The 18764-nt window shown below is 69.6% G+C and carries 15 protein-coding genes; 9 read left to right on the plus strand and 6 right to left on the minus strand.

Features of this window, described 5'->3' with window-relative positions; translation table 11 throughout:
- The first annotated feature begins 44 nt into the window (after nucleotides 1–44).
- From ACFXMV_RS17770 to ACFXMV_RS17780, 3 genes are read left to right on the plus strand one after another with little or no spacing between them, the layout of a single operon-like run.
- Nucleotides 45–743, plus strand: a complete 699-nt coding sequence (locus ACFXMV_RS17770; RefSeq protein ID WP_378500200.1) for an enoyl-CoA hydratase/isomerase family protein — start codon at nucleotides 45–47, stop codon at nucleotides 741–743.
- Nucleotides 744–795: 52 nt separating this feature from the next.
- Nucleotides 796–1971 carry a M20 family metallopeptidase gene (locus tag ACFXMV_RS17775; RefSeq protein WP_378500199.1) on the plus strand — a complete coding sequence of 392 codons (1176 nt, stop codon included), beginning with the start codon at nucleotides 796–798 and terminating at the stop codon, nucleotides 1969–1971.
- Complete coding sequence (locus tag ACFXMV_RS17780) at nucleotides 1968–3131, plus strand: M20 family metallopeptidase (protein WP_378503107.1); 1164 nt, start codon at nucleotides 1968–1970, stop codon at nucleotides 3129–3131. The genes ACFXMV_RS17775 and ACFXMV_RS17780 overlap by 4 nt, the downstream gene beginning before the upstream one ends.
- On the opposite strand, the gene ACFXMV_RS17785 is transcribed toward ACFXMV_RS17780, so the two are convergent.
- Nucleotides 3128–3601 carry a gamma-glutamylcyclotransferase gene (locus tag ACFXMV_RS17785; protein WP_378498423.1) on the minus strand — a complete coding sequence of 158 codons (474 nt, stop codon included), beginning with the start codon at nucleotides 3599–3601 and terminating at the stop codon, nucleotides 3128–3130. The genes ACFXMV_RS17780 and ACFXMV_RS17785 overlap by 4 nt on opposite strands.
- Before the next feature lie 161 nt (nucleotides 3602–3762).
- On the opposite strand from ACFXMV_RS17785, the gene ACFXMV_RS17790 reads away from it, so the two are divergent.
- From ACFXMV_RS17790 to ACFXMV_RS17800, 3 genes are all read left to right on the plus strand, one after another.
- On the plus strand, nucleotides 3763–5166 hold the full coding sequence (locus ACFXMV_RS17790; protein WP_378498422.1) for an NAD(P)H-quinone dehydrogenase: 1404 nt from the start codon (nucleotides 3763–3765) through the stop codon (nucleotides 5164–5166).
- A gap of 174 nt (nucleotides 5167–5340) precedes the next feature.
- Nucleotides 5341–6531, plus strand: a complete 1191-nt coding sequence (locus tag ACFXMV_RS17795; protein ID WP_378498421.1) for a PLP-dependent aminotransferase family protein — start codon at nucleotides 5341–5343, stop codon at nucleotides 6529–6531.
- Nucleotides 6532–6770: 239 nt separating this feature from the next.
- Entirely contained in the window at nucleotides 6771–7343 is a 573-nt protein-coding gene (locus ACFXMV_RS17800) for a type II toxin-antitoxin system prevent-host-death family antitoxin (RefSeq protein ID WP_378498420.1), read from the plus strand.
- Here ACFXMV_RS17800 and glpK read toward each other — a convergent pair.
- Nucleotides 7325–8821: a glycerol kinase GlpK gene (gene glpK, locus ACFXMV_RS17805; RefSeq protein ID WP_378503108.1), complete on the minus strand. Its 1497-nt coding sequence runs from the start codon at nucleotides 8819–8821 to the stop codon at nucleotides 7325–7327. The two genes, ACFXMV_RS17800 and glpK, sit on opposite strands and share 19 nt — an antisense overlap.
- A 55-nt stretch (nucleotides 8822–8876) precedes the next feature.
- On the opposite strand from glpK, the gene glpD reads away from it, so the two are divergent.
- Nucleotides 8877–10610 (plus strand): glycerol-3-phosphate dehydrogenase, encoded by a 1734-nt coding sequence (glpD, locus tag ACFXMV_RS17810; protein ID WP_378498418.1) that lies wholly within the window; start codon nucleotides 8877–8879, stop codon nucleotides 10608–10610.
- Here glpD and ACFXMV_RS17815 read toward each other — a convergent pair.
- Both ACFXMV_RS17815 and ACFXMV_RS17820 read right to left on the minus strand, forming a co-directional pair.
- Nucleotides 10607–11101, minus strand: a complete 495-nt coding sequence (locus ACFXMV_RS17815) for a hypothetical protein (protein WP_378498417.1) — start codon at nucleotides 11099–11101, stop codon at nucleotides 10607–10609. The two genes, glpD and ACFXMV_RS17815, sit on opposite strands and share 4 nt — an antisense overlap.
- A 190-nt stretch (nucleotides 11102–11291) precedes the next feature.
- Nucleotides 11292–11960, minus strand: coding sequence for a TetR family transcriptional regulator (locus ACFXMV_RS17820; protein ID WP_378498416.1), 669 nt, complete (start codon nucleotides 11958–11960; stop codon nucleotides 11292–11294).
- A gap of 62 nt (nucleotides 11961–12022) precedes the next feature.
- Here ACFXMV_RS17820 and ACFXMV_RS17825 point away from each other — a divergent pair, with 62 nt between their 5' ends.
- Nucleotides 12023–12790 (plus strand): SDR family NAD(P)-dependent oxidoreductase, encoded by a 768-nt coding sequence (locus ACFXMV_RS17825; protein ID WP_378498415.1) that lies wholly within the window; start codon nucleotides 12023–12025, stop codon nucleotides 12788–12790.
- A 29-nt stretch (nucleotides 12791–12819) separates the two neighbouring features.
- Nucleotides 12820–13431, plus strand: coding sequence for a TetR/AcrR family transcriptional regulator (locus tag ACFXMV_RS17830; RefSeq protein WP_378503109.1), 612 nt, complete (start codon nucleotides 12820–12822; stop codon nucleotides 13429–13431).
- A 6-nt stretch (nucleotides 13432–13437) separates the two neighbouring features.
- Here ACFXMV_RS17830 and ACFXMV_RS17835 read toward each other — a convergent pair whose 3' ends face one another.
- Together ACFXMV_RS17835 and ACFXMV_RS17840 are read right to left on the minus strand one after the other, a co-directional pair.
- A complete protein-coding gene (locus ACFXMV_RS17835) occupies nucleotides 13438–14217 on the minus strand; it encodes a DNA-formamidopyrimidine glycosylase family protein (RefSeq protein WP_378498413.1) in 780 nt (259 codons plus the stop codon).
- Nucleotides 14204–18736 carry an ATP-dependent helicase gene (locus ACFXMV_RS17840; protein WP_378503110.1) on the minus strand — a complete coding sequence of 1511 codons (4533 nt, stop codon included), beginning with the start codon at nucleotides 18734–18736 and terminating at the stop codon, nucleotides 14204–14206. Before ACFXMV_RS17840 ends, ACFXMV_RS17835 begins: the two co-directional genes overlap by 14 nt.
- Nucleotides 18737–18764 lie beyond the last annotated feature (28 nt).

The raw sequence follows: 18764 nt of genomic DNA on the forward strand, positions 1-18764 counted from the left end.
CAGTACTGACGATGCGGGAAGTTACCGACAGGTAGTATTCGGCCATGCCTTACCTCGAGCGCGACGGCGACGTATTCATCCTGTACCTCGGCAACGAAGGTCAGACGGACAGCGAGAACCGGTTCCATCCGGACTGGATAACCGAGGTCCACGCGAAGCTGGACGAGGTCGAGGCGCACGAGGGCCCCGCTGCCCTGGTCACGCATGCGACCGGCAAGTACTACAGCAACGGACTCGACACCGACTGGCTGTTCGGGAACCTGGACAAGTCGCACTGGTACCTGGATCAGGTGCACACCGTGTTCACCCGGCTGCTGACCTTCCCGATGACCACGGTCGCCGCGGTGCAGGGGCACGCGTTCGGGGCGGGCGCGATGCTCGCCACCTCGCAGGATCTGCGCGTGATGCGCGCGGACCGCGGCTTCTACAGCCTGCCGGAGGCGGCCCTGAACATGCCCTTCACCATCGGCATGAACGCGCTGATGACCACGGCCCTGGCCCGCCAGACCGCGGTCGAGGCGATGACGACGAGCCGCAGGTACGGCGGACCCGACGCGCTGGCGGCGGGGATCGTGAACCAGACGGCGGACGGCGACGGCGTGCTGGCCGCGGCGGTGGCGCGGGCGGCGGCGTCGACGGGTCTGCGCGGGCCGAACCTGGCCGGGATCAAGGCGGGTATCCACCGGCCGATCCTCGAGGCGTTCGCGGTGAAGACGGATCCGTCGAACCTCAGCTTCGGGTAGCCGCCCGGCTCGAGCGGCGGGGGCGGCCTGCCGCGGATGAGATACTGGAGCCGTGAATTCGGAAGTGGTCGGTACGGTCGCGGCGGCTGCGTCCGACCTCGTCGCGCTGTCGCATTCGATCCACGCGGAGCCGGAGCTCGCGTTCGAGGAACATCGCAGCGCCGCCAAGGTCGCGGAACTGCTCTCGCAGCGTGGTTTTGAGATCGAGTCGCCGGTGGCCGAGATGCCGACGGCTTTCAGTGCGAGCTACGGCAGCGGCGACCTGGTCATCGGGATCCTCGCCGAGTACGACGCGCTGCCGGAGATCGGACACGCCTGCGGGCACAACATCATCGCGGCATCGGCGGTGGGCGCGGGGCTCGCACTCGCGCCGCTCGCGGACCGCCTCGGCATCACCGTTCGGGTACTCGGCACGCCTGCCGAGGAGAGCGGCGGGGGCAAGGTGCTGATGCTCGAGCACGGGGTCTTCGACGGTCTCGGCGCGGCGATGATGGTGCACCCCGGTCCCGAGGACATCGCGGGTGCGGCCTCGCTCGCCATGGCCGATCTCGCCGTCACCTTCAGCGGCCGTGAGGCGCATGCGTCGGCGGCGCCGCAGCTCGGTCGGAACGCGGCAGACGCGGCCACGATCGCGCAGGTGGGTCTCGGACTGCTGCGTCAGCACCTGTCCGCCGGTCAGCAGATGCACGGGATCGTCAGCGACGGAGGGGTCGCGCCGAACATCGTTCCCGCCCGGACCGAGATGCACTACTACCTGAGGGCGCAGTCCTCCGATTCCCTCGCGGAGCTGACGGAGCGGGCGCTGGCCTGCTTCGAGGCGGGTGCGTTGGCGGCCGGGTGCACGCATGAGATTCGCACCGTCTCACCGAACTACACCGAACTGCGGCCCGACCCGTGGCTGGTCGGGGCCTATCGTGAACTGATAGTGGAGATGGGGCGCAGTCCGCTTGCCCCAGCGTTGGAAGGATCACGTCCCTTGGGCAGCACAGATATGGGCAACGTGACGCACGTGTTGCCGGGGATCCACCCCGTGATCGGGATCGAGTCCGGGGGAGCGGCCACCCATCAGCCGGCATTCGCCGCGGCGTGTGTGACCGATTCCGCCGACCGCGCGGTCATCGATGGTGCGGTGGCGCTGGCGGGCACCGCGATCCGCGCGGCGACCGATCCGGCGCAGCGCGAGCGCCTGCTCCAGGGCGTCCAGCGGCGGGGGGTCGGAAGCCGATGACCGAATGGATCGACCGCTGGGTCGTCGACCACGCCGCGGAACTCTCGACCTGGCGACGCCACATCCACGCGCACCCGGAGCTGGCCCGGCACGAGTACGCCACCACCGAGTTCGTCGCGACCCGTCTGATCGCGGCGGGCCTGGCGCCCGAGATCCTTCCCGGCGGAACAGGTTTGACCTGTGACATCGGGCCGGACGGTCCGCGGGTCGCGCTTCGGGCCGACATGGACGCGCTGCCGCTCCAGGAAGCCACCGGAGCCCCCTATGCGTCGACGGTCACCGGCGTCTCGCACGCGTGCGGCCACGACGCGCACACCACCATCCTGCTCGGCGCGGGCCTCGCGCTCGCCCAGGCGCCTGCACTCCCGGTCGGGGTGCGGCTGATCTTCCAGCCCGCCGAGGAGGTGATGCCCGGCGGCGCGCTGGAGGCGGTCGCCGCAGGCGCGCTCGAGGGCGTGTCGAGAATTTTTGCGCTGCACTGTGACCCGCGCCTGGAGGCGGGCCGTGTCGGAGTCCGGCTCGGCGCGATCACCTCCGCGGCGGACACCGTCGAGCTGATCCTCGACTCGCCGGGCGGGCACACGTCGCGACCGCACCTGACCACGGACCTGGTGTACGCCCTCGGCACCGTGATCACCGGACTGCCGGGCATGCTGAGCAGGCGGATCGATCCGCGTACGAGCACCGTGATGGTGTGGGGTGCGGTCACCGCGGGCCAGGCGCCGAACGCGATTCCCCAGTCCGGCAGGCTGATCGGGACGGTCCGAACCGGCGACCACGACACCTGGGCGCTGCTCGAGCCGTTGGTCCACGAGATCGTGGACGGTCTGCTCGCGCCGACAGGGGTGCGTTACCAGCTCAACTACCGACGCGGTGTGCCGCCGGTGGTGAACGACGAGGCCTCCACCCGGATGTTCGAGAGTGCCATCGCCGCGATCGGACCCGACGCGCTGTCGGACACGCCGCAATCGGGCGGCGGCGAGGACTTTTCCTGGTATCTCGAGGAGGTTCCGGGAGCGATGGCGCGTCTCGGTGTGTGGTCGGGAGTCGGGCCGCAGCTCGACATCCATCAGCCGACCTTCGACCTCGACGAGCGGGCGCTCGGAGTCGGCGTCCGGGTGATGGCGAACCTGCCGCTGGCCGCGGCTGGCGCGCTCTAGCCGGGGTAGCCGGGGGTCCCGGGGCCCACGTTGCGGCTGTTGCGGGTCCGCAGGTCGCGTACGTACTCCGCGGGTGCGCCCGCGATCTCGGCGGCCTCGGCCATCACGCCGAGGTATCGCGCGGACGGCAGCCCGCCCTCGTACGCGTCGAGGACGTAGAGCCATGCCAGCACCGGTTCGCCGCCGGTGTCGACGCGGAGCCGGATCTTGCGGTGGATGCCGAGCTCGGAGCCCTCCCACCGGTCGAGGCTCACCTCGTCCTCGTCGGGAACGTCGTAGAGCACCACGAACACGCTGGAGTCGGGGTCCTCGACGACAGTGGCCAGCGCACCTTCCCAGCCGATGTCGCCGCCGCTGAAGGTCAACCGCCAACCGTTCAGCCAGCCCGTTCCCGCCATCGGCGAGTGCGGGCAGCGCTTGAGCATCTGCTCGGGATGCATGTTGGATCCGTAGGCGGCATAGATCGGCACGGCGAAAGCCTAAACCGTGCGGGGGTCACTGAAGAACCGCACACAGCAAAACGGAATCCGTTCGCCGCACCGAACCGGTGTCGACGTGCGCCGGACCGGGCCGGTGCAATAGCGTGAAAGCACCGACAAGTGCGTGTTCGCTGCCGAAAACTGGAGGACGAATGACCCGGATCGTGATCATTGGCGGCGGACCGGCCGGGTACGAGGCGGCTCTGGTCGCCGCACAGCACGGCGCGACGGTTTCCCTGATCGATTGCGACGGAGTCGGCGGTGCCTGTGTGCTGTGGGACTGCGTGCCGTCGAAGACGTTCATCGCCTCCACCGGCGTGCGCACGGACATGCGCCGGGCCGTCGACCTGGGCATCAGCCTCGATCCGTCGCAGGCCACCATCTCGCTGCCGCAGATCCACGGCCGGGTGAAGGTCCTCGCGCAGGCCCAGTCGTCGGACATCAGGGACCGGCTCCAGACCGTCGGCGTCGAGCTGCTCGCCGGCCATGGGGAGCTGATCGATCAGGAACTCGGGATGGCTGCGCACCAGGTCAAGGCGACCCTGCACGGCGGGGGAGATCGGGTGCTCGACGCCGATGTCGTGCTGATCGCCACCGGCGCCAGCCCCCGCATCCTGCCCAGCGCGAAGCCGGACGGCGAGCGCATCCTGAACTGGCGCCAGCTCTACGACCTCACCGAGCTGCCCGAGCACCTGGTGGTGGTCGGTTCCGGCGTCACCGGTGCCGAGTTCGTCTCCGCCTACACCGAGATGGGCGTGCAGGTGACGATGGTCTCCAGCCGTGACCGGGTGCTGCCGCACGAGGACGCGGACGCGGCTCTTGTGCTCGAGGAGGCGCTCTCCGAACGCGGCGTCACCCTGGTCAAGCACGCCCGCGCAGATTCCGTCGAGCGCACCGAGGACGGCATCGCGGTCACCCTCTCCGACGGTCGCGTGGTCACCGGCAGCCACGCTCTGATGACGGTCGGTTCGATCCCCAACACCGACGGCCTCGGCCTCGAGCGGGTGGGCATCGAACTCGACCAGGGCGGCTACCTGCGGGTGGACCGGGTCTCGCGGACCTCGGTGTCGGGGATCTACGCGGCGGGCGACTGTACCGGTCTGCTTCCGCTGGCCTCGGTCGCGGCGATGCAGGGCCGGATCGCGATGTATCACGCGCTCGGTGAGGGCGTGAGCCCCATCAAGCTCAAGACCGTCGCCTCCGCGGTGTTCACTCGCCCCGAGATCGCGACGGTCGGCGTCAGCCAGGCCGCGATCGACAACGGCGAGGTGCCTGCCCGCACCGTGATGCTCCCGCTGAACACGAATCCGCGGGCCAAGATGTCGGGCCTGCGCCGAGGCTTCGTCAAGATCTTCTGCCGTCCGGCCACCGGCGTGGTGATCGGCGGCGTGGTGGTGGCCCCGACCGCGTCGGAGCTGATCCTCCCGATCGCGATCGCCGTGCAGAACAACCTGTCGGTGAACGATCTGGCGCAGACCTTCTCGGTGTACCCGTCGCTGACCGGTTCCATCACCGAGGCCGCCCGCCAGCTGATGCGACACGACGATCTCGACTGATCGCGATCATCCCACGATGTGAACTTTTGAGTTCACATCGTGGTCTGTTCTGTGTGATAGTCGAGGCATCGGCCGCAACCTTCGGCCTCGCTTCGGCGCCTCCCGCCCCGCGGATCCGGGACGACCAGGTGTTTCCTGCCTAGTCCTGTACCCACGTGCCCTTCGGGAGTTCACATGTCGATCGATTCTTCCAAGCCCACCTTTGCCAGCCGCATGGACGGGCTGCGCAGTTCCGCCATCCGCGATCTGCTCGCGGTTACAGCGCGACCGGAGATCATCAGCCTCGCCGGAGGGCTGCCCGACCCGGAACTCATTCCGCGCGAGCGGATTCGGGCGGCGGGCGCCGGGGTGCTCGACGGTGCCGATTCGGCGCAGTACACCGAGACGGCGGGTTGGTTCGGCCTGCGTGAGGTGATCGCCGCGCGGGAATCGGCGGCGGGATCCCGCTCGGTGGACCCGCGCGAGGTCGTCGTGACCCACGGATCCCAGCAGGCGCTGAGCCTGCTCGCTCAGGTGCTGCTCGACCCCGGCGCCACCGTCGTCGTCGAGGAGCCGGCGTACACCGGTGCGCTGCAGGTGTTCCGCCTCGCCGAGGCGAGGATCCTGACGGTGCAGCTCGATGCCGACGGCATGCACACCGGGCACCTCGAGAGCCTGCTCGTCGCCGGCGAGCGGCCCGTGCTGGTGCACACGGTGAGCAACTTCCACAATCCCGGCAGCGCAACGATGTCCGCCGCGCGCAGGCGACACCTGGCCGCGCTCGCCGAGACGTATGGGTTCTGGGTCATCGAGGACGACCCGTACGGCGAGATCTGGTTCGGCGGACCGCCGCCCGCGCCGGTCGCGGACCACTCGGATCGCGTCATCCGACTCTCGAGTGCGTCGAAGATCCTGGCGCCCGCGCTGCGCGTCGGGTGGCTGAGCGGTCCCCGCGCGGTCTGCGAGGCGGTCGAACTGGTCAAGCAGGGCGCGGACCTGTGCGGATCGACGCTGACACAGCAGATCGCGGCGACCATGCTGGCCGACGGGCCGTGGCTGGACGGGCATCTGGAACAAATTCGGGGCATCTACGGCGCGCGGGCCACGGCGCTCTCCGCGGCGGTCGCCGACGCGTTCGGCGATGTCGTGTCCGCGACCGACGTCGGCGGCGGCATGTTCTCCTGGCTCGAGTTCCGGGACGGCACCGACACAGCGCAGTTGCTTGCGGCCGCACTCGACCACGGGGTCGCGTTCGTGCCGGGGTCGGCGTTCGCCGTCGCTGGCGACCATCGGGGCACCGCGCGCCTGTGCTTCACCACCAACGACGAGGCGACGCTGTGTGAGGCGGTCGAACGGCTGGCGGCGGCACACCTGACGCTGGGTTGATCGGGGAAACGGGCGGCCGGCTACCGCCGGAGTTACTGATTCGAGTGCGGAATGAAAGGTACAGACTGCGAACTCTGTACAGACTGCGCGATCGGTACAGAGTCGGCGTTTTGTACACAATGCGCGAGCTGTACCTTTTCATTTTCGTGTGGACGTTCCTTTGTCGGCCGCGTGGTGGGCCTGGGCCGGCCATCGTGGTGGACCGAACTTCCTGTCGGTGCGCCCCTCTACCATCCGATATGAAGACGATCGCGGTTCCCTTCGTGGCGGTGCGGGCGCAGCTGCGGGACCTCGTGTCGAGGGTCGCCTATGGGGTCGAGCGAATCACCATCACCCGCAATGGGTCACCCGCGGCCGCTCTGATCTCGCTTCAAGATCTACGGCGGTTGGAGACGCTGTCTGAGGATGCTGCGGCGTCTCCGAGTCCGGTGGATCCCGACGAGAGCATCACGATGCGCGCCGACATCCGAGACGTCTGGTTCACGCTCACCAGCTACGGCAAGCGCGCGGGATGGTGGCCGGGGTTCCTACTCGACGGCTACCTCGACGGCGAGGCGAGGATCGACTGGGACAAGCGCACCGGGCTGGTTCTCGACTGTGTCGAGGGCGAAATGATCCGGATTGTCTGGGGCTGGCGAAGGGAAGAACCAGTCGAAGCGCGCACCGAGGTACGCATGGACTTCGCTGTCGAGGGTGCGACGGTCACGGTCCGGGTACGGCAACAGGGGGCCGGACCTTCCCCGGACTACTGGCGCGAGCGCCTCGCAGCATGGCGGGACCGCGTCGAGGGCGTTCAGTCGACCCAGTCGTAGGTCCGCTCGACGGCCTTGTTCCACTCCCGGTACAGCCGATCACGCTCGGCCGCGGCCATGGTCGGCTTCCAGGTGCGTCCGACGGCCCAGTTGTTGCGGATGTCGTCCTCGCCCGCCCAGAACCCGACCGCGAGCCCGGCGGCGTAGGCGGCGCCGAGCGCGGTGGTCTCGTTCACCACCGGCCGGATCACCGGGACGTCGAGGATGTCGGACTGGAACTGCATCAGGATCTCGTTGAGCACCATGCCGCCGTCCACCTTCAGGGCGGTGAGTTCGACCCCGGAGTCGGCGACGCACGCTTCGAGGACCTCGCGAGTCTGAAAAGCGGTGGCCTCCAGTGCGGCCCGCGCCAGGTGCCCCTTGTTGACGAATCGGGTCAGCCCGACGATCGCCCCGCGCGCGTCGGGGCGCCACCGCGGCGCGAACAGCCCGGAGAACGCGGGCACGAAGTAGGCCCCGCCGTTGTCCTCCACTCCGGCGGCGAGTCCCTCGATCTCCTTGGCTGAGTTGATGATCCCGAGGTTGTCGCGCAGCCATTGGACGAGTGACCCGGTCACCGCCACCGAGCCCTCGAGCGCGTACACGGCAGGCGCGTCGCCGATTCGGTAGCAGACGGTGGTGAGGAGTCCGTTTGTGCTTGGCACGGGGGTGGTTCCGGTGTTGAGCAGCAAGAAGTTCCCGGTGCCGTACGTGTTCTTGGCTTCGCCCGCGCTCAGGCAGGCCTGCCCGAAGGTGGCGGCCTGCTGGTCGCCGAGGATGCCTGCGATCGGAACTCCCGCCAGGATGCCGCGCTCGCGAACCTGCCCGTACACCTCGGAGGAGCTACGGATCCGCGGCAGCATGGAGGTCGGGATCTCGAAGTCGGCGCAGATCTGCTCGTCCCACGTCAGGGTCCGCAGGTCCATCAGCATCGTCCGCGACGCGTTGGTGACGTCGGTGACGTGCAGCCCGCCGTCCACTCCGCCGGTGAGGTTCCACAGGATCCAGCTGTCCATCGTGCCGAAGCAGAGGTCGCCCGCCTCGGCGCGCTCGCGGACACCCTCGACATTGTCGAGGATCCAGCGGATCTTGGGACCTGAGAAGTAGGTGGACAATGGCAGTCCGGTGCGTTCGCGGTAGCGTCCAGGGCCCTGGTCGCCTGCGAGTTCGGCACAGAGTTCGTCGGTGCGGGTGTCCTGCCAGACGATCGCGTTGTACACCGGCTTGCCGGTGCCGCGGTCCCAGACGACGGTGGTCTCGCGTTGGTTGGTGATGCCAACCGCCGCGATGTCGTGCCGGGTCAGGTCCTTCTTGGCCAGCGCGGCCGCGGTGACCTCGCGGGTGGCCCGCCAGATCGCCTCCGGATCGTGCTCGACCCACCCCGCGCGCGGGAAGATCTGCTCATGCTCTTTCTGCGCGACGGCGACCACTTGTCCTGCATGATCGAAGATCATGCAGCGACTCGAGGTGGTGCCCTGGTCGATGGCGGCGACATACACGGCTCGAAGCTACTACCCTGATTCCTGATTCGTCGACAACTCACAGGAGCTCGCGTTGACCAAGCAATCGGGAGCACAGTTTCTGGGTCCACAGCAGCGCACGGATGCATGGGACCAGTTGGGATCCGAGCAGTTCGACGTCGTCGTCGTCGGTGGCGGCGTGGTGGGCTCAGGCATCGCGCTGGACGCGGCCACCCGGGGCCTGAAGGTTGCGCTGGTCGAGGCTCGCGACTACGCCTCGGGCACCTCGTCGCGGTCGTCGAAGATGTTCCACGGCGGTCTGCGCTACCTGGAGCAGCTCGAATTCGGATTGGTGCGTGAGGCTTTGCGAGAGCGTGAGCTCTCGCTCTCCACGCTCGCCCCGCACCTCGTCAAGCCGTTGCAGTTCCTGTTCCCGATCACGCACCGCGTGTGGGAACGCCCGTACATGGCGGCGGGCATCTTTCTCTACGACACGATGGGCGGCGCCAAGTCCGTACCGGCGCAGAAGCATCTCACCCGCTCCGGCGCACTCCGCCTGTCTCCGGGCCTCAAGCGGAATTCACTGGTCGGCGGAATTCGCTATTACGACACCGTCGTTGACGACGCCCGCCACACCATGACCGTGGCCCGCACCGCCGCGCACTACGGCGCGGTTGTCCGCACCTCGACGCAGGTGGTCGGATTCCTGCGTGAGGCGGACCGGGTTTCCGGTGTGCGGGTGCGTGATTCGGAAGACGGCAGCACGGCTGAGGTGCGCGGGCATGTTGTCATCAACGCCGCGGGCGTGTGGACCGACGAGGTCCAGGCGCTGTCCAACCAGCGCGGGCGGTTCCGGGTGCGTGCGAGCAAGGGGGTGCACATCGTGGTGCCCCGGGACCGGATCGTCAGCGAGGCCGCGATCATCCTCCGCACGGAGAAGTCGGTGCTGTTCGTGATCCCCTGGGGCGGGCATTGGATCATCGGAACCACCGACACCGACTGGAATCTCGACCTCGCGCATCCCGCCGCGACGAAGGCGGACATCGACTACATCCTCGGCCACGTGAACAAGGTCCTGGTCACCCCGCTCACCCACGACGACATCGACGGCGTGTACGCGGGGCTGCGCCCGCTGCTGGCGGGGGAGAGTGACGAGACCTCGAAGCTCTCGCGCGAGCATGCGGTGGCGCGGGTGGCGCCGGGTCTGGTGGCGATCGCCGGCGGGAAGTACACCACCTACCGGGTGATGGCGGAGGATGCCGTGGACCTGGCGTCCGAGGACATTCCGGCCCGCGTCGCGCCCTCGATCACCGAGAAGGTGCCGTTGGTCGGGGCGGACGGCTACTTCGCGTTGGTGAACCAGACTATGGCGGTCGGTCAGCAGTACGGCCTGCATCCATACCGGGTCAAGCACCTGCTGGACCGGTACGGCTCGCTGATCCATGAGGTTCTCGACCTCGCGTCTTCGACTCCGGAACTGCTGCAACCGATTACCGACGCACCCGACTATCTACAGGTCGAGGCGGTGTACGCGGCCGCGGCCGAGGGCGCGCTGCACCTCGAGGACATCCTCGCCAGGCGCACCAGGATCTCGATCGAGTACGCGCATCGCGGGGTGAACTGCGCCGAGCAGGTCGCGCAGCTGGTGGCGCCGGTGCTGGGCTGGGATGCGGCCACCGTCGACCGCGAGGTGGAGACCTACCGCGCGCGGGTCGAGGCGGAGGTCCATTCGCAGGCGCAGCCCGACGACTCCGCGGCGGACGCGTTGCGGGCGGCGGCGCCCGAGGCGCGGGCAGAGATCCTGGAGCCGGTGCCGATCTCGCGTTAGTGGGTGAGCACCAGTTTGACCGCGACGACGGCGACGGCCACGAAGGCCAGCACGACGCAGGACACCAGGGTGCGCCTGCTGAGTTTCTCGCCCCGCAGCCGGGTAATCACGACACCGAGGCCGGCGATGCGGCTGACCACCCAGAGTTCGGCGAGCAACAGCGCGGTCTGCTGCTCGAGCACGCCGAGCGCGTCGAGCCCGACCACCGCGGCGGGGACGACCCCTGAGGTCAGGACCGGCACCGAGTCGCGGAGCTCCTCGAACTGTTCGGAGCGGGTGAGCGGGCGCCCGATCCTGGCGCTGCGGCCCACGGATTCGGCGAAGGCGTGCGCGACGAACGTCGACAGCGAGGTGCCGATGACGACCAGTCCGGCGTGGGTCGTGCTCGCGTCGTGTAGCGGGATGAGCGCGGTGAGCACCAGGATGTTCCCGTATACGTAGGCACTGATCCGGCTCGCGGAGTCCTCGACGGTCAGAGGGGTTCGATCCATGGGTAGAGCTTAGGCACAGGTGGGTCAATCGATGCGGACCACGCTGCGCGGTACCGAACGCGCTGCCAGTCCGGAGAAGGCCATGGCCAGCAGGGCGATGAAGGCAAGCGGGAAAGTGATCATGCTTCAAGGATCGCGAGCGAACCCTTGAGGCACATCAGCGCCAGGTGTGAACTCGCTGAGAGTCGCGTCATCCCTGGGGAGGATGCAGTCCAGCGGTGAGCGTGCGGATGCAGCGCGCGGCGATCTCGGCGGGAGTGCCGTCGCGACCGGCGGTGGCGTCGGAATCAGCCCAGGTCTGGATGGCCATGCGCATGGCGGTGTTCCCTGCCACCGCCATCAATCGCACGTCCAGCGGGTCGGCGTCGGGTCCCATCAGCTCGCTCAGCACCGTGACCAGTGATTCCTCCGTGTCGTTGACGATTCGATACCAGACGGATTCGAGGGCGGGATCCCCTGGAATGGCCCGAAAAAGCTCGCGGGTCAAGCGCAGCGAGTCGAGGCCCGCCTGGTCCGAGCGGGTGAGGATGCGGCGGGCGGACCGTTCGAGTGCCTCGGCCGCCGGGACGTCCCGCGAGCTCTGGGCGAGATCGTGAATCCAGTCCGTCACGCCGCCTGCGAGCAGCGGGGTGACGGCCTCCTCCTTGGTGCGGAAGTACCGGTAGAAGGTGCGCAGGCCGATCCCGGCGGCGGTGGCGATGTCTTCGGCCGTGACCGCGGACGCCCCGCGCGCGGCGAACAGCTCAGCGGCACAACGCGCGATCTCGAGCTGGGTCTGGAGCCGTCGTCGCTCGGTGAGAGGGAGGGGGGCTTGTGCGCCAGGTTCGGCCATGCGCACCATCATGGCACGTTGTGCCATCTCGGCGTAGCGTGCAACTCAGAACTCAGAGACCCGAATATCCACCTGAAGGAGATCAGTTCATGAACCGCTTCGATGGCCGCAAGACGCTCATCACCGGGGCCGGATCCGGCATCGGTCAGGCGACGGTCGCCCGGATTCTCGCGGAGGGCGGCGTGGTCGCCGCCGCCGACGTGTCGGAGGAGGGCCTCGCGGTAACCCGCGCCCGCGCAGAGGAGGCGGGCGTCGCGGATCGGCTGACCACCGTCGTCGTCGACATCTCGAATGAGTCCTCGGTGCACGAGGCCATCGGCGGCGCGATCAAGAACCTCGGCGGGCTGCAGGTGCTGATCAACGCGGCGGGCATCCTGCGCGCCTCGCACACGCACGAGACCAGCCTCGATTTCTGGAACACCGTCATCGGCGTCAACCTCACCGGCACCTTCCTCGTCACCCGCGAGGCACTGCCCGCGTTGGTCGAGAACGGCAAGGGCGTCGTCGTCAACTTCAGCTCCACCTCGGCGTCCTTCGCGCACCCGTACATGGCGGCCTACGCGGCGACCAAGGGCGGCATCCGATCGTTCACCCACGCGATCGCCCTCGAGTACGCCAAGCAGGGCCTGCGCGCCGTCGCGGTCGAGCCCGGCAGCATCGCCTCCGGCATGACCAGCAACCCGGGATTCCCGGATCACGACCTGGATCCGACCCTGATCGGCAAGCTGTACCCGTGGATCGGCGAGGGCTTCGCGCCGCCGGAGGACGTCGCGGGCGTGATCGCGATGCTCGCCTCCGACGACGGCAAGTTCGTCACCGGCACCGAGATCCGGATCGACGGCGGCACCCACATGTGAGTCGCGCTCGGCGAATACACTCGGGTGCGATGAGCACCGAACGCCGCAGCTGGGCAGGTACCGATCTGGAGCAGCGACAGAGGGCCCGCCGCGAGAAGTTGCTCGCGGCGGGCGTCGACCTGCTCGGCGCGGCGGACGGGCCCGCGGTGAGCGTGCGCGCGGTCTGCCGCGCGGCCGGTGTCACCGAGCGCTACTTCTACGAGAGTTTCGGCGACCGCGAGGAATTCGTTCGCGCGGTCTATGCCGACGTGGGTGAGCGGGCACACCTGACGCTGGTCGGTGCGGTCGATTCAGCGGCGACACCCCGCGACCGCGCGACGGCAGGGGTCCTCGCCTTCGTGGAACTGATGGTCGACCATCCGGAGATGGGCAGGGTGCTGATGCTCGCGCCGATCACCGAGCCGGCGCTCGGTGGCCGGGGCCTGGCGCTCGCGCCCACCTTCGTTGTGCTGGTGCAGGATCAGCTAGATGCGGTGCGGGACCCGGCGCAGCGGCAGTTGGTCGCAGTCGGGCTCGTCGGGGCATTGACGAGTCTGTTCATCGGCTACCTCGACGGCACCATCGCTCCCGACCGCGAGCGGTTCGTGGCGCATTGCGTCGACCTGCTGATCGGCGCGAACCGCCCCGTCCGACGGGCCTAGAGTAATTCAGCTCTGACAGCGGGGACAGAAGTAGATCTGCCGCGCGCTCGCGGAGTCTTCGCCAAGCGTTGCGCCTCGAATGATGGTCCCGCAACGCAGGCACGGCTTGCCCGCGCGCCCGTACACCCACAGCCGGCGGCCGGGACGACGATCTCCGGTCGTCGTGCGCGCCACCCGAGACCTGTTGGCCACCATGGTGCGGTGCGCGAGGTCGACCAGGCCGGCCAGGTCCGCGACGGTGCCGACGGGACGCTCGGGGTTCAGGCCTCGCAGGAAGCAAAGCTCGTTTCGGTACTCGTTGCCGATCCCGGCGAGGACACGCTGATCGAGCAACGCGAGTCCGATGGGTCGGGTGGGATCCGCGGCCAGGTTCGCCGCGGCCAGGCCGGGATCCCAGTCTGTTCCGAGCAGATCCGGACCGAGGTGGCCGACCACGAGATCCTCGTCGGCGCGCGGCAGCACCTCCACGATGCCGAGCTGGAAGCCGACCGCCAGCCGCTTCGCGGTGCCCAGCAGGATGCGCGCCTGCCACGCGGGCCGCCGCCAGCGGCCACCCGCGGGATAGACGTGCCAGTCGCCCTCCATCTTCAGGTGGGTGTGCACGGTCTGCTCACCCACCCGGATCAGCAGGTGCTTGCCCCGGCTGAGCACCTCGTCCACCGGTCCGGGCGTGAGGTCGACGGTCGCGAAGCGCGGGACCCGGATGTCGCAGACGGTGAGCGGCTCGCCGACCAGCGCCTCCCGGAGCAGCCCCGCGACCCGCCAGACGGTGTCACCCTCGGGCATGGAGGGCCCGCTTGCGGAGGCCGCGCGGCGTCGCGGAGAAGCCCGCCTCGACCAGGACCTGCGAGAGGGCGCTGGTGTGCACCGATTCGCCGTCGACCTTCTCGATGACGATCTTGTCGGCGCCGCCGCGATCCACCACGGCGGCAAGCGATCCGGCGGCGCCATGGAGGGCGCCGGGATCGTCGGTGAAGGTGAGCATGGTCTTGCCGCCGCGCTCGACGTACAGCGCGAGCCCGCCGTCGACCAGAACCACCAGTGCGCCCGCCTTGCGGCCAGGACGGTGCCCGCCCGCGGTGGCGGGCCAGGCCAGTGCGGCGCCGAACGGGTTCGCGGGGTCGGTCGCGGCGAGCGTCAGCGCGGCCGGTGCGTTGGCCGGGCCGAGCCGATCGCCATACGCCCGCAGTCGATCGACCACCTCGGAGGTCGAGAACTGAGCGGCGCCAAGGGTGTTCACGAAGTACCCGCGTCGGCAGCGACCGCTCTCCTCGAAGCCGCGCAGCACCTTGTACATCAGGGCGAAGCCGCCGGGAACCGACTCGCTGACCACCGAACCCCGCGTGAGCACGCCGTACCGGTCCAGCAGTACGTCGGCTCGCGCGTGCGCCCGGATGGTCGGGTCGGGTTCGCGCTCGGGCAGCAGCGACCACCTGCCGCCGACGGTCGGGGGTCCGGACCGGCTCGGCATCGCGGGCCGGGCCAGGGCCCGGTAGGGCCTCGCCCGCGGCGCGCGGCGCGGTGTCCGGTGGCTCGGCGCGGAGCGCGAGGGCCCCGACAGCAGGGCTCGCAGCGGGGCGAAGGTGTCATTGCTCAGGTGACCGGCCCACACCAGGTCCCACAGCGACGCGGCGAGGACGGCGTCGTCGGTCCCGCCGACCAGATCCGAGAGGTTCCGGAAGAAGTAGGCGCCGCCAGGAGCCAGCGCGTCGAGGATCTGGCGTTGTTGCTCGGACAGGTCCGAGTCCGTGTCCGTGGGTGGGGCGAGGGTGAGCGGCGCGGCGTCGGCCGGGTGCAGGCACACCCAGCCGTCGCTGCCGGAGATCTGCCCGGCGCCCGACCACAGCACCTCGCCGGTGGCGGTCAGCTCGTCGAGCATCGCCGGCTGGTAGTCACGCACCCGCGCACGAAGGATCATCGGCTCCCAGGCGGAGGCCGGAATCGGCACGCCTGCAAGTTGTTCGATCACCGCGGCCACCCCGTCGATGCCGCGTAGCCCGCCGCCGATGTGCTGCCAGTCCGGCAGGAAGCGGCCGAGCGCGGACGGCTCGACCGGCTCCACCTCCTTGCGGGCCGCGGCGAGGGAACGACGGCGCAACCGCCGCAGCACCTCCGCGTCGCACCATTCGGTGCCGGTGGCGGCGGGCCGGAACTCGCCCTCCATGACGCGCTTGTCGGCGGCGAGGCGGCGCAGCACGTCGCGGACCACGGAGGTGCCGAGGCCGAACCGGGCGGCGGCGTCGGTGAGGGTGAAGGGCCCGTGGGTCCGGGCGTAGCGGGCGACGAGATCGCCCAGCGGGTCGTCGACCGGCTCGATGAATGCCGCGGGGGTGCCGATCGGCAGCGGCACGCCGAGCGCGTCGCGCATTCGGCTCGCGTCCTCGATCGCCACCCACCACTGCGCGCCGGCGAAGGTCACCCGCATCGCCCGCCGCTGGGACTCGAGTTCGCGGACGAACCCTGCGGGGTCGGTGAGCGATCGCGCGGCGATCTCTGCCTCGGTCAGCGGTCCGAGCAGGCGCAGCAGGTCCGCGACGCCCTCGACGTCCCTGGCCCTGCGGTCCGGGACCAACCGTTGGAGCTCGCGTTCGGTGAGGTCGATGACGTCCGCGTCGAGCAGTTCGCGCAGCTCCACCCGGCCGAGCAGCTCGGCGAGCAGGGTGGAGTCGAGGGACAGGGCCGCGGCCCTGCGTTCGGCGAGCGGGCTGTCGCCCTCGTACATGAAGGCGCCGACGTAGTCGAAGAGGAGCGCACCCGCGAACGGCGACGGCGACGGCGTCTCGACCTCGACGAGCCTGATCTGCTTGCGGCCGATGCCGTCGAACAGGCCGGTGAGCGCGGGCAGGTCGTAGACGTCCTGCAGGCATTCGCGGACGGTCTCGAGCAGGATCGGGAAGGTCGGGAACTTGCGCGCCACGTCGAGAAGTTGGGCGGAGCGCTGCCGCTGCTGCCAGAGTGGCGCCCGCTTGCCGGGATTGCGCCGAGGCAGCAGCAGGGCGCGGGCGGCGCACTCGCGGAATCGCGACGCGAACAGCGCGGAATTGCTGACCTGCTCCGTGACGATGTCCGCGATCTCGTCGCGGTCGAAGACGAACAGCTCCGAGCCGGGCGGGGCGTCCTCGGTGTCCGGCAGTCGGACGATGATGCCGTCGTCGGATGCGGTTGGCGCGGAGTCGATTCCGTACCGTTCCTGCAGCCGGGCACCGATCGCGAGGGCCCAGGGCGCGTGGACAGGCAGACCGTAGGGCGAGTGCAATACGAGGCGCCAGTCACCGAGCTCGTCGCGGAACCGCTCCAGCACCAGGGTTCGGTCGGTGGGGACCTGGCCGGTGGCCGCGCGCTGTTCCTCGACCAGGGCGAGCAGATTCTGGGTGGCGTTGGCGTCGAGCCCCTGGTCGGCAAGCCGGGCGCGCAGGTCCGTGTCCGCGCCTAGGGACATCTCCCGCAGGAACTCACCGAGCGCCGCGCCGAGTTCGGCGGGCCTGCCGAGTCCGTCGCCGTGCCAGAACGGGAGCCGGCCAGGTAGCCCGTAGGCGGGGCTGACGAGGACCCGGTCGTGGGTGATCTCCTCGATCCGCCAGCTGGTGGCGCCGAGCGCGAAGACGTCGCCGACGCGGGACTCGTAGACCATCTCCTCGTCGAGTTCGCCGACGCGGGACTGTTTCTCTCCGACCATGTACACCGCGAACAGGCCGCGATCGGGGATGGCCCCGCCGGAGGTGACGGCCAGCCGTTGCGATCCGGGCCTGCCGGTGAGGACGTCGGCGTCGCGGTCCCAGACCAGCCGCGGGCGCAGCTCGGCGAACTCGTCGGACGGGTAGCGGCCGGCGAGCAGGTCCAGGGTGGCGTCGAACGCGGACCGCGGGAGCGTCGCGAAGTTGCCGGTGCGGCGGACCGCGTCGAACCAGGACTGCACGTCGAGTTGGTCGAGGGCGCAGGCCGCGACGGTGTGCTGGGCAAGGATGTCCAACGGGTTGGCGGGGACGGCGAGCGCCTCGATCCGGCCCGCGGTCATCCGTTCCACGGTGACCGCGCAGTGGATGAGATCGGTGCGGTGCTTGGGGAACAGCACGCCGCGGGAGATCTCGCCGACCTGGTGTCCCGCGCGGCCGACCCGTTGCAGCCCGCTCGCCACCGAGGGCGGCGCTTCCACCTGCACCACGAGATCGACGGCGCCCATGTCGATTCCGAGCTCGAGGCTGCTGGTGGCCACCACGCAGCGCAGCCGACCGGACTTGAGATCATCCTCGATGAGGGCGCGCTGGTCCTTGCTCACCGAGCCGTGGTGAGCGCGGGCGAGCAGCGGCTCGGCGCCGCGGTTGACCTCGGTGGGGGAGCCGATCTGCGAGGCAGGCTTGCTCACGATCTCGACGGGGGCGCCGAGGCGCTCGGCGTAGACCTCGTTGAGCCGGGCGGTGAGCCGCTCCGCGAGCCGGCGGGAGTTGGCGAACACGATCGAGGACCGGTGTTCGAGGACCAGGTCGACGATCTGCTCCTCGACGTGCGGCCAGATCGAACCCTGTTGCGGGGCGGGGGAAGCGGACTCCTCGTCCGGCGCGGTGACTCCCAGCTCGGTCATGTCCTCGACCGGAACCCGCACCGTCAGGTCGAAGGTCTTCGGCGAGGGCGGGCAGACGATGTGGATGGGCGCCGACCCGGTGAGGAACCGGCCCACCTCCTCGTGCGGGCGGACGGTCGCGGACAACCCGATCCGCTGAGCGGGCCGGGCGAGCAACATGTCGAGTCGTTCGAGCGAGAGCGCGAGGTGCGCACCGCGTTTGGTCGACGCGACCGCGTGCACCTCGTCGACGATCACGGTCTGCACGGTCGCGAGCGATTCGCGGGCAGCCGAGGTGAGCATGAGGAACAACGACTCGGGCGTGGTGATCAGGATGTCGGGCGGCTTCCGGACCAGCAGACGCCGGTCGGCGGGGCTGGTGTCGCCGGAGCGGACTCCGACGGTGATCTCCGGCGGGGTGACGCCGAGGCGCTTGGCGGTCTGGGTGATGCCGACCAGCGGGGCGCGCAGGTTCCGCTCGACGTCCACCGCCAGTGCCTTGAGCGGCGAGATGTACAGCACGGTCGTCCCGGCCGGGCGCTCATCGTGTGGGCGGCCGGCCAGCTGGTCGAGCGCCCACAGAAACGCGGACAGGGTCTTGCCGGAACCGGTCGGGGCGACGACAAGCGCGTGGGAGCCGTCGGCGATCGCGTCCCAGGCCCCCAGCTGGGCGGCGGTGGGGGCGGGGAAGGCCCCGGCAAACCACTCCCTGGTGGGGGCCGAGAACCTGCCGAGCACCGTGTCCATGGTGTCCATAGTGCCCCGAGCCCCCGAC

This window comes from Rhodococcus sp. NPDC059179 (genome assembly GCF_042754885.1).
GTDB lineage: Bacteria > Actinomycetota > Actinomycetes > Mycobacteriales > Mycobacteriaceae > Rhodococcus_G.